Genomic DNA, 13,107 nt, shown 5'->3' on the forward strand with positions numbered 1-13,107 from the left:
CGGCGCCCCATGCAAAACGGCCCCGCGGGGCCGTTTTGTTTTGGGTAGCGCCTGCGCTCAGTACTGCGGCTGCGCGGTGTAGTTGAGGAAGCGCGTGCTCATCCCCTGGAAGGTCAGGCGCACGGTGCCGATCGGGCCGTTACGCTGCTTGCCGATGATAATCTCGGCCGAGCCCTTGTCCGGCGAATCGGGGTTGTAGACCTCGTCGCGGTAGATGAACAGGATCAAGTCCGCATCCTGTTCGATGGCGCCCGATTCGCGCAGGTCGGACATCACGGGACGCTTGTTCGGACGCTGCTCGAGGCTTCGGTTGAGCTGCGACAGCGCGATCAGCGGGCAGTTCAGCTCTTTGGCCAGGCCCTTCAGCGAACGCGAGATTTCGGACACTTCGGTAGCGCGGTTCTCGCCCGCCGAGTTGGCCGACATCAGCTGGAGGTAGTCGATGATGATGAGACCGAGCTGACCGCACTGGCGCGCCAGACGACGGCAGCGCGCGCGCACTTCCATCGAGCTCAGTGCCGGCGTTTCGTCGATGTAGACCTGGGCGTCCTGCATCAGCTGCACCGCGTGCGTGACGCGGGGCCAGTCTTCGGCAATCAGTTTGCCGGTACGCATCCGGTGCTGGTCGAGCATGCCGACCGAGCCCAGCATACGCATGGCCAGCTGCACCGCGCCCATTTCCATCGAGAACACGGCCACGGGCAGGCCCTGCTCGATGGCGACGTGTTCGCCGATGTTCATCGAGAACGAGGTCTTGCCCATGGACGGACGGCCCGCCACGATGACGAGGTCGCCGCCCTGCAGGCCGGAGGTCATCTTGTCGAGATCGGCAAAGCCCGTGGGCACGCCGGTCACGTCGGAGTCGCTGTCGCGGTGATAGAGCTCGTCGATACGCTCGACCACCTGCGTGAGCAGCGGCTGGATTTCCTTGAAGCCGCCGCCGCCCTTGTCGCCTTCCTGGGCGATCTTGAAGACCTTGGACTCGGCCTCGTCGAGCAGCTGCCGTGCTTCCTTGCCTTGCGGGTTGAGCGCGCCGGCGGCGATTTCGTCGGCCACCGTCACGAGCTTGCGCAGCGTGGCGCGCTCGCTCACGATCTCGGCGTAGCGGCGGATGTTGGCGGCCGACGGGGTGTTGTGCGCCAGGGCGTTCAGGTAGGCCAGGCCGCCCACGTCCTCGGACTTGCCGGCCGTGGTGAGCGCCTCATTGACCGTGATCACGTCGGCGGGACGCGCCAGCGAGATCAGCTTGGCGATCGACTGCCAGATCAGGCGGTGGTCATGACGGTAGAAGTCCTCTTCGGTCAGGACGTCGGCAATGCGGTCCCAGGCGGCGTTGTCCAGCAACAGCCCGCCCAGCACCGATTGCTCGGCCTCGATCGAGTGAGGCGGCACACGCAGATATTCGAGCTGCTTGTCGGCAGGGGTATTCATCGCAGAAAAGACCTCAGGGTGTCGGCCACCCGGAAAAAAGCACGGACGTCGCTGCCGGGAATCTTGCCGGCCAGGGGCTGCAGCACGCGAGCCAGGCCGCAGATGATGCGGGCGAGGCGGTTCAGCGCGGCGCGCACGGCGGGATCGGGATTGACGTCGAAATAGGTTTCGAGAATCAGTTTACCCATGACTGGGCGGTCGGCGTCGGGGATGCGCCCGAGCGCGATGACCGAGTTCAGGGTCTGGTACAGATCATAGGCCTGCGCCAGGGGCAGGGACAGCGCCCCGCCGATGTTCTCTTCGAAATCGATGCGCCAGAGCAGGCCGTCGCGCATCGTGACGTTGCGCACCTGGGCGCCGCCGTGCCAGAGTCCGCGCACATGGAAAGCCGCCAGATCCGCGGCCAGCATGCGGGTCAGGCGCAGGCGCTCGGCCGTGTCGGCCTGGCGCAGCAGCGGCGGCAGCGATTCACCCACGTATTCGAGCACGACGGTGCCGGGCTCCTGCCACCACACCTCGGGGACGCGGCAACCGGTCTGCAGCAGGCGGCGCAGGCGCTGGGCTTCGTATTCCAGGCCGTTGCGCAGCAGCACGCCGGGGCGCGGAAACTCGCCCAGCAGGATCTTGCAGCCCAGCCCGAGCAAAAAGGCGCGCAGATATCGCAGCACGTAGCTCAGGCCGCGCATCACGCTGGGCCGGCGCCGTTTGACGACGCAACGCACGCCGTCGATGGTCACTTCCTTGACCGACTTCACCCGCGCCGCTTCGGCGCTTTCCAGCCAGGCACGCAGGCCGGGCGGCGCATTCTGGTGTAGTGGCGACTGTGTCAAACCAATCCTCTGAAACGTCAAGGGCGCACCGGGGGCAGGTGCTGCCGTATGCGGAATCCCGCATTATCCGCCATGCGGATGAAAGCACGTCGCGCGGCGCCGGCGCGGTTGCGGGCGCCCTGCGCGCGCCGCGCGGGACAGAAAAAAAGCCGGCACGAGGCCGGCTTTTTTCATGCCTGTGCGGGCAATGGCTTTAGGCCATTTCGCCTTCGACCAGGACGGTCACGTCGACCAGCACGTCAGCGTGCAGGGCAACTTGAACCGGGTACTCGCCGACGGCCTTGAGCTGGCCGTTGGGCAGGCGAACCTGCGACTTCTCGACGCCTTCGAAACCAGCCTTGCGCAGACCTTCGGCGATGTCGGCATTGGTGACCGAGCCGAACAGACGGCCGTCGACACCGGCCTTCTGCGAGATCTTGAGCTGGTAGCCGTTCAGGCGCTCGCCCAGGGCTTGGGCAACGCCCAGCTTCTCGGCCTGGATCTTTTCCAGTTCAGCGCGGCGGGCTTCGAATTCCTTCAGGGCGGCGTCGGTCGCACGACGGGCCTTTTTCTGGGGAATCAGGAAGTTACGGGCATAGCCGTCGCGCACACGCACGACTTCGCCAAGGTTGCCCAGGTTGACGACTTTTTCGAGCAGGATAACTTGCATGTCAGGCCCCCTGGATCAATTGTGGTTGTCGGTGTAGGGCAGCAGAGCCAGGAAGCGGGCACGCTTGATAGCGGTGTCCAGCTGGCGCTGATAGATAGCCCGGGTACCGGTCAGACGAGCCGGAATGATCTTGCCGTTTTCTTGCACGAAGTCGCGCAGCGTGTCGAGATCCTTGTAGTCGATCTCTTCAACACCAGCGGCCGTGAAACGGCAGAACTTGCGGCGCTTGAACAGCGGGTTCTGCTGCGTGAACTTGCGTTTTTCTTTGCGTTTTCCGAAGAAAGCCATGATATGTGCCTCTTTGTTTGGGGTCGGGACCGGCCGAAGCCGTATCGCCGTAATCTGTCTGGTCCTGCCTGGCGCTCAAGCCGTGAGGGGATCCCTGCCCACGCTGCCGCTCAACCTGCGGGCCAGCTGCAAGTGCAGCTTGACCTTTACCGAATCCTTGCGGGCCGGGGCCAGAAAGCCCTCTACCTGCAGTTCGGTCCCTAACGGGATGTTGGCCATCAACGTGGCGATATCACCCAAAGCCACTGCGGTGATCGTCAGTTCGACGCGGCGCGGATGCCCCGCTTCGATCACTTCCGATTCATGCCCCAGCAGCATCTCCAGAGCGGGCAGTCCTGCCGGGGTGTGGCGCAGCGGGTCGCATTCGAGGACTCGCGCGTTCAATACCAGCTTGTTCATGCCTGTTGCTTCCGGAGGGCTCTGACGCCAGACTTTGCACCCGGACATTCAAGCCAATCAGCTCGTTTGCCGGATCGCAGTCTCGGACCTGCCTGTCCTGAGCTTCATCAGCCCAAGACGTGATCACTGAATTGTCAGTTACTCGGCCTGGACGGCAGCGGCTTCAGCCGACGCCTTGCGGGCTTCTTCACGCTCGACCGACTTCATCATGATCGAGGGAGCGGTAACGGCCTTCTTGGTCTTGATGACCAGGTGGCGCAGGACAGCGTCGTTGTAGCGGAACGAGTGCTCGAGTTCGTCGAGGGTGGCTTGGCCGCACTCGATGTTCATGCAGACGTAGTGCGCCTTCACGAGCTTCTGGATCGGGTAGGCCAGTTGACGGCGGCCCCAGTCTTCCAGGCGGTGAACCGTGCCGCTTTGGCCGGTCACGAGTGCCTGATAACGCTCGACCATGGCGGGCACTTGCTCGCTTTGGTCGGGATGGACGATAAACACTACTTCGTAGTGACGCATGTATTACTCCTTGAGGATGTCTTGCGCCGGAAACATGTAAACCTGCGCAAGGGGCAGCCCGCCATCGAAGATGGAGCGAGCAAGAAAGCCCTCGATTATCGCGCATCGGATGCCGATGTGCAAGCAAAAGGCACAGCCCGCCGGGAAATCGTCCCCGAAATCGTCACCTGACGTGGCGCGAAGGCCGCCCGGTCAGGAAACGGTGGCCGCCGCCGGCATGCCCTGCGGCTCGCGCGCCCCTGCCCCGCCATAGGGCAGCGGGCGATTCACCGCGCTCACCATCACGTAGCTGATGATCATCAGCAGGAACCACGACCCCAGCTTGGCCAGCGACACGAGCTGCCAGCCGGCCGCCTGATTGGGATAGCGCCAGGCATGCGCAAAGGTGCCGATGTTTTCGGCGAACCAGATGAAGAGCGCCACCAGCACAAAGCCGAGCAACAGCGGCATGCGGCGATGCGCTCGCCAGATCCGGAAGTGCACCCAGGTGCCGCGAAACAGCCAGGCCGTCCAGGCGAACAGGATCCAGCGCGCATCCGGCACATAGTGATGCGAGAAGAAATTCACGTAGATCGCCAGCGACAGCAATGCCGTGGCGCGCAACGACGGATGGCGGGTGAAGCGGAAATCGAACAGGCGCCACACCCGCGCGAGATAGCTGCCCACCGCGGCGTACATGAACCCGGTGAAGAGCGGCACCCCGCCCAGGCGCAGCAGACTGGCCTCGGGATAGAGCCAGGAACCGGCCGCCGTCTTGAAGATCTCCATGGCGGTGCCGACCACATGGAACATCAGGATCACGCGCGCCTCGTCCCAGGTTTCCATGCGCGTCATGAGCAGCACGCCCTGAATGGCGATCGCGGCGAGGGTCAGGAAGTCGTAGCGGGCAAGCGCCGCCCCCTGCGGGTACCACCAGAAGGTCGCCAACAGCAGCGCGCACATCAGGCCGCCGAACAGACAGGCCCACGCCTGCTTGACGCCGAATCGCACGAACTCGTAGACGGCGGTGCGCCATCGGCTCTCGCCCGTGAAGGCATCGGCCAACGCACCCTCGCGTTGCTGCCAACGCGCGATCAGAGGCCATTCCCGGGCGGCCGGATCCAGCGGCATAGTGAAATTCCGTAGCGTCAGTCAGCGTATGGGGATGGGGGACCGGCTTTTTCAGGGCCGCCGGCGCTGCGACGGCCGCGCTCCGGAAACACGACGGCCGCGGGATCTCCCGCGGCCGCTGCTGCCGGCACGGTTACCAGGCCCTGCCCGGCACCGCGCCCGCCCTGCATCAGAACAAGCTCAACCCTCGACCACGGCATAGGCCGAGTGGTTGTGGATCGATTCGAAGTTTTCGGCTTCGACCGTGAAGCGCGCGATGGCCGGATGGGCCTTCAGGCGTGCCGCCACGTCGCGCACCAGGTCTTCGACGAACTTCGGATTGTCGTAGGCGCGTTCGGTGACGTACTTTTCGTCGGGCCGCTTCAGCAGGCCCCAGAGCTCACACGAGCCTTCGTCTTCGACCATGCGGATCACCGCGTCCATCGCGATGTCGCTCGACAGAATGGCCGAGACGGTGACGTGCGAGCGCTGGTTGTGCGCGCCGTATTCGGAGATCGCCTTGGAGCACGGGCACAGGCTGGTGACCGGCACCAGCACCACCAGCTCGAACTCGACCTGGTCGCCCTGGGCGCGTGCGATCCACTTGACCTCGTAGTCGAGCAGGCTTTGCACGCCCGACACCGGGGCGGACTTGTTGATGAAGTACGGGAACGACGCCGTGATGTCGCCGCGCTCGGCATGGAGCAAGCCCAGCATGTCGCGCGACATGTCGGCGAACAGCGCCGGGGTCATGGGCGTGGTGCGGTACTTCTCGAGCAGCGCGATGAACCGCGACATGTGGGTGCCCTTCTCTTCGGAGGGCAGCGCCACGGTGAGCGTCCAGTTGGCGACGGTGGGCTGGGCCACGCCGTCGCTGCCGACGACCAGCATCGGGTGGCGCACGCCACGGATGCCGACGCGCTGGATCGGGATGTGTCGGGTGTCCGCCGTGCTCTGGATGTCGGGCATCACGATGGCGGAATCGATCGGGGAATTCATGTCGTTACCTGTCAGGGCGGATGGGATACAGCCAGCCCCCTGTTATCTAACCGGGGAACCATTATTACCCAATCCGGGTGCGGGAATGGGGAAAACCCTTTTATTCGTAGGCCGCCGCCCGGGACACACTGTTGCGTCCATGCGGCAAACGGCCGGCCCGCGGGCCGGCCCGGGTTTTCACAGATCCGAAAAACGGCGCCGGATCGAGGCCTCGATGCCGGCGGCATCCAGACCCAGCCCGGCCAGCAGCGCGCCCTGCTCACCGTGATCGATGAACTGGTCGGGCAGTCCGAGCTGAACCACCGGCATCGTAATGCCGGCCTCGTTGAGTGCCTCGGTCACGGCGCTGCCGGCGCCGCCCATGATGGCGGCCTCTTCGACGGTGACGAAAGCCGCATGGCTGGCGGCCAGCTCGGCCAGCAGCTCACGGTCGATCGGCTTGACGAAGCGCATGTCGACGACGGTGGCGCCCAGCGCCTCGCCCGCAACCAGCGCGGGTTGCAGCAGCGTGCCGAACGCCAGAATCGCGATGCGCTCGCCCTGGCGGCGCACCACGCCCTTGCCCAGCGGCACCGTTTCGAGGTCGGTGCCGGGATCGGCGCCGCAGCCCGCGCCGCGGGGATAGCGCACCGAAGCCGGTCCGGGGTACTGGTAACAGGTCGAGAGCAGGAGACGGGTCTCGCGCTCGTCGGACGGCGTTGCCACCACCATGTTCGGTACGCAGCGCAGGAAGGCGATGTCGTAGTTGCCGGCGTGGGTGGCGCCGTCGGCGCCCACCAGGCCCGCGCGATCCAGCGCGAACGTCACGTCGAGGTTCTGCAGGGCCACGTCGTGGATCAGCTGGTCGTAGCCCCGCTGCAGGAAGGTGGAGTAGATCGCCACGACCGGCTTCTGGCTTTCGCAGGCCAGGCCGCCCGCGAACGTGACGGCGTGCTGCTCGGCGATGCCCACGTCGAAATAGCGCAGCGGAAAGCGCTTCTCGAACTCGACCATGCCGCTGCCCTCGCGCATGGCCGGCGTAATGCCGACCAGGCGTTCATCCGCTTCGGCCTGATCGCACAGCCACTGGCCAAAGACCTGGGTGAAGGTGCGGCGCGAGGGCGTCTTGGCCGGCGTGATGCCGACGGCTGGATCGAACTTGCCCGGGCCGTGATAGAGCACCGGATCGGCTTCGGCGAGCTTGTAGCCCTGGCCTTTCTTGGTGACCACGTGCAGGAACTGCAGGCCGCGCAGCGCCTTGAGATTCTGCAGCGTCGGCACGAGCGCATCGAGGTCGTGACCATCGATGGGGCCGACATAATTGAAGCCGAACTCTTCGAACAGCGTGGCGGGCGTGACCATGCCCTTGGCGTGCTCCTCGAAGCGGCGCGCCAGCTCGAGCACCGGCGGCACGTGCTGGAGCACGGCACGGCCGACGTTCTTGGCGGTTGCGTAGAAACGGCCCGACATGAGGCGCGCCAGGTAGCGGTTGAGCGCCCCGACCGGCGGCGAGATCGACATGTCGTTGTCGTTCAGGATCACCAGCAGATTGACGTCGGAGGTGACGCCGGCGTTGTTCATGGCCTCGAAAGCCATACCCGCCGACATGGCGCCGTCGCCGATCACCGCGATGTGCTGACGCTCGATGCCCGCGTTGCGCGAGGCCACGGCCATGCCGAGCGCGGCCGAAATCGAGGTCGAGGAGTGCGCGGTGCCGAACGCGTCGTACTCGGACTCGCTGCGCTTGGGGAATCCCGAAATGCCGCCCTGCTGTCGCAGCTTGGCCATCCCGGCGCGGCGGCCGGTGAGAATCTTGTGCGGATACGACTGATGGCCGACGTCCCAGACGATGCGATCGTGCGGCGTATCGAACACGTAATGCAGCGCCAGAGACAACTCGACCGTGCCGAGATTGGAGGACAGGTGCCCGCCCGTCTTGGACACGGACGCCAGCACGAACTCCCGCAGCTCCTGCGCGACCTTGCGCAGGTCACGGCGATCGAGTTCGCGGAGTTCGGCCGGAAGTTGGAGGCGGTCGAGGAATTCAGTCGTCATGCTTGATGGTTGTCTCGAGAGGCCGCGCGCAGGGCGCACGGCCAGATAAGGTTTCAGCGGTCGCGCAGCACGATGAAATCGGCCAGCTGGGCCAGGCGCGCACTCGAATCACCCAACGGCCCGAGAGCCTGAAGGGCCGTCTGCCGCAACTCGCCGGCGAAGGCGCGCGCACCCTCCAGCCCGAGCAGCGACACGTAAGTCGGCTTGTTGTCGTCGGCATCCTTGCCCGGCGTCTTGCCCAGGGCGGCGCTGTCGGCCGTGACATCGAGGATGTCGTCGACCACCTGGAACGCCAGTCCCACGGCCTGCGCATAGCCATCGAGCGCCTGCCGTGCCTGCGAGCTCGCGCCCGCCACGATGCCGCCCAATGCCACGCTGGCGGCCAGCATCGCGCCGGTTTTCATGCTGTGCATGGTCTGGAGCTCATCCCTGGCAAGTACCGTGCCCACGCTCAGCAGATCGATGGCCTGCCCACCGGCCATGCCCAGGCTGCCCGCGGCGCGGCCCAGCACCTGCACGGCCTGTGCGACCAGCGCGGGCGCGATCGGCATGCGGGCCAGCAGTTCGAAGGCCAGCGGCTGGAGCGCGTCACCGGCCAGCATCGCCGTGGCTTCGTCGAATTGCACGTGGGTGGTCGGACGGCCACGGCGCAGCGTGTCGTCGTCCATGCACGGCAGGTCGTCGTGGACCAGCGAATAGGCGTGGATCAGCTCGACGGCGGCAGCCGCGTGATCGAGCGAGGCGTTCACGGCCACGGCGCTGCCGGAGACCGGAACCGCCTGACCCGCGGCATACACCAGGGCGGCGCGCACACGCTTGCCGCCCCCGAGCACCGCATAGCGCATGGCTTCGTGCAGCCGCGCGGGCAGGACGTCGGCGGCGGGCAGGAAATCGTCGAGCACGTGCTCGACATGCTGCGCGCGCACCGACAGCCAGTCAGGAAAAGCGAGATGGTTCTGCGTCATCGATGCAATCAGTCGTCGTCGAGCGCCGCGGGATCCAGCGGGCGCAGCAAATCGCCCTCGAGGACCTTGACCTGCTGTTCGGCCTGAGCCAAGCGATCCTGGCAGATGCGCGTGAGCGCCACGCCGCGCCGGTAGGCGGTCAGCGATTGCTCCAACGGCAGGGAGCCGTTTTCCATGGTCTGCACGAGCGATTCGAGCTCGGCGAGCGCGGTTTCGAAATCCTGCGGCAGGGAAGACGGATCGATCTGCGGATCGGCTTGCTTAGTAGAGGCCAAGCGGGTCTCCGGGCACTGAAAAGGGGGTTGTTCGATTGGATCCCCGAATTGTACGGGAATCGCGCGCTCACCCCTGGGCAGCGCTCCCCGAGAGCCGCACGGCGATCTGCCTGAGGGCCGGCGCGACCTCTTCGCGCAGGGTCTGCTCCGACAGCAGGGACGCGGGGCCGCCGCAGCTCAGCACGAAACGCCCCTCCCCCGTCAGCGCGGTGAACGGCACGGCCGCCGCATTGATGCCGGAGAGCCATTGCCCGATCGCGAAGCAGCAGCCGGTGGCCTCCATATCGGCCAGCGCGTTCTCGATCAGCTCGTTGCCCGGCGCCCGCGCGCCCATCTGCGCGAGCAGCTCCGCGCGCTGCGCCGGCGTCAGACCGGCCAGATGCGCACGCCCCATCGCGGTGTCCAGGCTCGCGCGGTACCCCACCGGCAGGCGCAGATACAACGCCGACGAGCCGTGGATCGCCTCGACGTAGACCATCGCGTCGCCGTCGAAGGTGCCGAGCGCGATGGCCGCGCCGGTCTGGGCGGCGAGCGCCGTCATGTCGGCCTTGGCGAGTTCGCGCACCTCGAGACCGGCGAGCAGACCGAAGCCCAGGGCCAGCGCCGCATGGCCGGGCGAATACTTGCCCGTATCCGTGTGATAGCGCAGGTAGCCCAGCTGGATCAGCGTGTAGGTGATGCGGCTGATCGTGGGCTTGGGCAGCCCCGTGGCGCGCGCGAGCTCCAGATTGCCCAACGGTCCGCCCGCATGACTGAAGACGCGCAGAATATCCAGCCCGCGCGCCAGCGCGGTGATGAACTCCGGCGAAGACCGCCCCGACTCGAGCGAAGCGCGCTTGCGGCGGGCGGGCCCGCCGGGGGAATCGGAAAAAGGTTGCATTTCGCGTCTCGGATTTTTATAGTTAGTTTCAACTAACAAAATTAAATTTCGTATTCCGGAATTTAAACCGTTCTGCCGTGTTTTGGAAAGCCTTGCCGTAGTGCGCCAGTCTTTTGCCTTATCCGTGCGCAGTTACAGCATTGCCTCCCCCGGTTCGCGGTGGGTTTTGCACAATCAGCACAAGGGAAAAAGTATGCTCCGCACCACGCTCAAGATCTGCAGCGCTCTGCTGCTCTCGGCCGCCGCCGTCGGCGCCGCTCAGGCCGACACCTATCCGAGCCGCCCCATCAAGGTCGTCTCGCCGTTCCCGGCGGGTGGCGCCACCGACGTGCTCACGCGCATCCTGGCCGAACGCATGGCCAAGGACCTGAGCCAGTCGATCATTGTCGAAAACAAGGCGGGTGCCGGCACCTCCATCGGCGCCGCCTATGTGTCGCGCGAAAACGCCGACGGCTACACGATCCTGATGGCGACCAACTCCACGCTGGTCACCAACCGCTTCCTCTATAAAGAGCTGCCGTACGACCCGGACAGCTTCGCCCCGATCGGCATGGTCGGCATCGGCCCGCTGGTGATGCTGTCCTCGCCCAAGCAGCCGTTCAACAGCGTGAGCGACGTCGTCACTTACGCCAAGGCGAACCCCGGCAAGCTGACCTTCGCCACCTTCGGTCCCGGCACGTCCTCGCACCTGGCCGGCGAGCTGTTCAAGGAACAGGCCGGCATCGACATCCTGCACGTGCCCTTCAAGGGCGCTACCCAGGCCCTGCCGGCGGTGATCAGCGGCGACGTGGATCTGTTCTTCGACATGGTCGCCACCGGCATGCCGCAGGTCGACGCCGGCAAGGTCAAGGTGTTCGGCATCACGAGCCCCAACCGCCTCGCCTCGCAATCCAAGCTGCCGACGCTGGCCGAACAGGGTTACCCCAAGTTCGACATGAGCGCGTGGTTCAGCTTCGTCGCGCCCAAGGGCACCCCGCCTGAAGTGCTGGCGCGCCTGCAGACCGCCCTGGCGAACACGCTCAAGGACGAAACCGTGCGCAAGCGCATGCTCGACATGGGCATCGACCCGCGCACCGGCACCGCCGAAGAACTGACGCAAAAGATGAAGACCGAGCAGCCCGTCGTGTCGCAGCTCATCAAGCAGGCCAACATCGTCCTGCAGTAAGGCTATTCCGCGGGAACCCGCCGGTTTCCCGTTCTTTTGCCGCCCCGCGCCGCCCGGCCCAGGGCGGCTTTTTTTATGCGCCACGCACGCGCCGGGCGCATGCGTTAACGATTGCGGCGCTTTGCAACCACATGGAAACGAGCGGCGCGGGCCCTGGCAGCAGGCACGGGGCTTGCAGTGACCAAGGGCAAACACAGCCGCTAACGGCTCGATACAGGATGGCCCTGTTGCGCTGATATGGTCGGGACTCGGTGTCGCCGACACGCAACATCCAGGAGCTGCATGGTTCACCCGCCCTCGCCCCTCACCCGCACCGCCCCGCGTCCCGACGCGCTGCCGGATGCGGACCGATACGCCCGGCTCGACGCCGCCCGCTGGCTCGCCGCGCTCGCGGTCGTGCTGTTGCACAGCGCCGCTTCCATCGTGTCGGAACCGGCGAATTACGGCAGCAATGCCTGGCTGGCGGCCAATCTCTACGACTCCGCCGCCCGCTGGTGCGTGCCGGTATTCGTGATGGTGAGCGGCGCGCTATTGCTGGACGGCTCGCGGCCCCAGGACGCGCGCAGCTTCTATAGCCGGCGTGTCGCGCGGATCTGCGCCCCCCTGCTGTTCTGGACCGTGTTTTTCCTGACCTGGCGCAGCGCCCTGGACTGGTGGGATGGCGGCCTGGTGGACTTTTCGTTCTGGCCGCGCAAGGTCGCGGCCGGCGAGCCCTACTACCACCTCTGGTACCTGTACATGATCGTGGGGCTGTATCTCTTCGCCCCGCTGGTGCGCGCCCTGTACCTGCGTTCGAGCGTGGCGGCGCGCCGCCTGTGGGTGGTCGGCATTCTGAGTGTGGCCATTCTGGACGCGCTCTACCGCCAGGCGCTGAACGCGCCGCACGGCTTCTTCCTCACGTGGTTCCTGCCGTATCTGGGCTACTTCGTGGCGGGCCGCATGATTTTCGACGGCGAACTGCGGATCCCGCGTCCGGCGCTGGTACTGGCGCTGAGCGTCGCGGCGACGGCCTGGGGCGTCGCGCACTTCTCCGATACGCAGACGCTCAATCTGTATTTCTACGATTACTTCAGCATCACGGTGCCCTTCATGTCGCTCGCGGCCTTCCAGTGCATCGTGTCGAATCCCCGCCTGCCGGCGCTGCGCAACCTGGCGCCGCTGACGTTCGGGGTGTACCTCGTGCATCCCGTCTTTCTGGACGTGGCGCACCGGGTGGGCGCGCCCTCGCAGGCGCAGGCATGGCACGTGCCGGCGCTCGCCCTGGCCGTGTTCACCTTGTCGCTCGCGACCGCGTGGCTGCTGCGGGGGAACAAACTCACGCGCAAGCTGGTCTAGTTTTGATGGGCAGGAAAATGGCGCGGACAGCAGCTGCGCCATGGTCCGCCAGCCGGCACTGAAGCTAACCGTACATAATCGGCCCGCTCGCCGGAAAGCAAGTATTCACGGGGATTACGCCCGTCCGCCCTGGCCCCCTGAACCCTGTATTCGGGTACAATGCAAGGTTTGGGATCGGCCAGTCCGATTTTTCTTCGCGCCAGAACGGCTGACGGGCATATCAGAGATAAAACTCGCGCCCTGACCGTCCTGGCT

The 13,107-nt window shown here is 65.7% G+C and carries 14 protein-coding genes; 2 read left to right on the plus strand and 12 right to left on the minus strand.

The genetic code is table 11. The features are described from left to right. Positions 1 to 57 precede the first annotated feature (57 nt). From CEK29_RS16050 to CEK29_RS16105, 12 genes are all read right to left on the minus strand, one after another. Positions 58 to 1,431 carry a replicative DNA helicase gene (locus CEK29_RS16050; RefSeq protein WP_094802057.1) on the minus strand — a complete coding sequence of 458 codons (1,374 nt, stop codon included), beginning with the start codon at positions 1,429 to 1,431 and terminating at the stop codon, positions 58 to 60. Then, positions 1,428 to 2,261, minus strand: a complete 834-nt coding sequence (locus CEK29_RS16055) for an RIO1 family regulatory kinase/ATPase (protein ID WP_094802059.1) — start codon at positions 2,259 to 2,261, stop codon at positions 1,428 to 1,430. Before CEK29_RS16055 ends, CEK29_RS16050 begins: the two co-directional genes overlap by 4 nt. 193 nt (positions 2,262 to 2,454) lie before the next feature. Continuing rightward, on the minus strand, positions 2,455 to 2,910 hold the full coding sequence (rplI, locus tag CEK29_RS16060) for a 50S ribosomal protein L9 (protein ID WP_094802061.1): 456 nt from the start codon (positions 2,908 to 2,910) through the stop codon (positions 2,455 to 2,457). Positions 2,911 to 2,925: 15 nt separating this feature from the next. Next, the gene (gene rpsR / locus CEK29_RS16065; RefSeq protein ID WP_029579690.1) at positions 2,926 to 3,198 is read right to left on the minus strand and encodes a 30S ribosomal protein S18; all 273 of its coding nucleotides are present in this window, start codon (positions 3,196 to 3,198) and stop codon (positions 2,926 to 2,928) included. A 75-nt stretch (positions 3,199 to 3,273) separates the two neighbouring features. Further along, entirely contained in the window at positions 3,274 to 3,597 is a 324-nt protein-coding gene (priB, locus tag CEK29_RS16070) for a primosomal replication protein N (RefSeq protein ID WP_094802063.1), read from the minus strand. A gap of 138 nt (positions 3,598 to 3,735) precedes the next feature. Next, positions 3,736 to 4,110 carry a 30S ribosomal protein S6 gene (gene rpsF / locus CEK29_RS16075; RefSeq protein WP_094802064.1) on the minus strand — a complete coding sequence of 125 codons (375 nt, stop codon included), beginning with the start codon at positions 4,108 to 4,110 and terminating at the stop codon, positions 3,736 to 3,738. A 192-nt stretch (positions 4,111 to 4,302) separates the two neighbouring features. Further along, complete coding sequence (locus tag CEK29_RS16080; RefSeq protein ID WP_094858673.1) at positions 4,303 to 5,220, minus strand: DUF817 domain-containing protein; 918 nt, start codon at positions 5,218 to 5,220, stop codon at positions 4,303 to 4,305. Positions 5,221 to 5,400: 180 nt separating this feature from the next. Further along, the gene (gene folE2, locus CEK29_RS16085; RefSeq protein WP_094802068.1) at positions 5,401 to 6,198 is read right to left on the minus strand and encodes a GTP cyclohydrolase FolE2; all 798 of its coding nucleotides are present in this window, start codon (positions 6,196 to 6,198) and stop codon (positions 5,401 to 5,403) included. Between the two features lie 177 nt (positions 6,199 to 6,375). Further along, positions 6,376 to 8,232 (minus strand): 1-deoxy-D-xylulose-5-phosphate synthase, encoded by a 1,857-nt coding sequence (gene dxs, locus CEK29_RS16090; protein ID WP_094858674.1) that lies wholly within the window; start codon positions 8,230 to 8,232, stop codon positions 6,376 to 6,378. A 53-nt stretch (positions 8,233 to 8,285) separates the two neighbouring features. After that, positions 8,286 to 9,197, minus strand: a complete 912-nt coding sequence (locus CEK29_RS16095; RefSeq protein ID WP_094858675.1) for a polyprenyl synthetase family protein — start codon at positions 9,195 to 9,197, stop codon at positions 8,286 to 8,288. Positions 9,198 to 9,205: 8 nt separating this feature from the next. Beyond that, positions 9,206 to 9,472, minus strand: coding sequence for an exodeoxyribonuclease VII small subunit (locus tag CEK29_RS16100; protein ID WP_094802074.1), 267 nt, complete (start codon positions 9,470 to 9,472; stop codon positions 9,206 to 9,208). A gap of 67 nt (positions 9,473 to 9,539) precedes the next feature. After that, the gene (locus CEK29_RS16105; RefSeq protein ID WP_094802076.1) at positions 9,540 to 10,352 is read right to left on the minus strand and encodes an IclR family transcriptional regulator; all 813 of its coding nucleotides are present in this window, start codon (positions 10,350 to 10,352) and stop codon (positions 9,540 to 9,542) included. Positions 10,353 to 10,545: 193 nt separating this feature from the next. Here CEK29_RS16105 and CEK29_RS16110 point away from each other — a divergent pair, with 193 nt between their 5' ends. Next, complete coding sequence (locus CEK29_RS16110) at positions 10,546 to 11,517, plus strand: Bug family tripartite tricarboxylate transporter substrate binding protein (protein WP_094802078.1); 972 nt, start codon at positions 10,546 to 10,548, stop codon at positions 11,515 to 11,517. 282 nt (positions 11,518 to 11,799) lie between these two features. After that, positions 11,800 to 12,852, plus strand: coding sequence for an acyltransferase (locus CEK29_RS16115; protein ID WP_094802080.1), 1,053 nt, complete (start codon positions 11,800 to 11,802; stop codon positions 12,850 to 12,852). Positions 12,853 to 13,107: the final 255 nt, after the last annotated feature.

It is taken from the genome of Bordetella genomosp. 5 (assembly GCF_002261475.1).
GTDB lineage: Bacteria > Pseudomonadota > Gammaproteobacteria > Burkholderiales > Burkholderiaceae_B > Bordetella.

What these genes read in the sequence shown, in the direction of transcription:
- CEK29_RS16115 (WP_094802080.1), top strand. Translation starts at nt 11,800, where the DNA reads ATGGTTCACCCGCCCTCGCCCCTCACCCGCACCGCCCCGCGTCCCGAC.
- rplI (WP_094802061.1), bottom strand. Translation starts at nt 2,910, where the DNA reads ATGCAAGTTATCCTGCTCGAAAAAGTCGTCAACCTGGGCAACCTTGGC.
- CEK29_RS16110 (WP_094802078.1), top strand. Translation starts at nt 10,546, where the DNA reads ATGCTCCGCACCACGCTCAAGATCTGCAGCGCTCTGCTGCTCTCGGCC.
- CEK29_RS16050 (WP_094802057.1), bottom strand. Translation starts at nt 1,431, where the DNA reads ATGAATACCCCTGCCGACAAGCAGCTCGAATATCTGCGTGTGCCGCCT.
- CEK29_RS16095 (WP_094858675.1), bottom strand. Translation starts at nt 9,197, where the DNA reads ATGACGCAGAACCATCTCGCTTTTCCTGACTGGCTGTCGGTGCGCGCG.
- folE2 (WP_094802068.1), bottom strand. Translation starts at nt 6,198, where the DNA reads ATGAATTCCCCGATCGATTCCGCCATCGTGATGCCCGACATCCAGAGC.
- CEK29_RS16080 (WP_094858673.1), bottom strand. Translation starts at nt 5,220, where the DNA reads ATGCCGCTGGATCCGGCCGCCCGGGAATGGCCTCTGATCGCGCGTTGG.
- rpsR (WP_029579690.1), bottom strand. Translation starts at nt 3,198, where the DNA reads ATGGCTTTCTTCGGAAAACGCAAAGAAAAACGCAAGTTCACGCAGCAG.
- dxs (WP_094858674.1), bottom strand. Translation starts at nt 8,232, where the DNA reads ATGACGACTGAATTCCTCGACCGCCTCCAACTTCCGGCCGAACTCCGC.
- CEK29_RS16105 (WP_094802076.1), bottom strand. Translation starts at nt 10,352, where the DNA reads ATGCAACCTTTTTCCGATTCCCCCGGCGGGCCCGCCCGCCGCAAGCGC.
- rpsF (WP_094802064.1), bottom strand. Translation starts at nt 4,110, where the DNA reads ATGCGTCACTACGAAGTAGTGTTTATCGTCCATCCCGACCAAAGCGAG.
- priB (WP_094802063.1), bottom strand. Translation starts at nt 3,597, where the DNA reads ATGAACAAGCTGGTATTGAACGCGCGAGTCCTCGAATGCGACCCGCTG.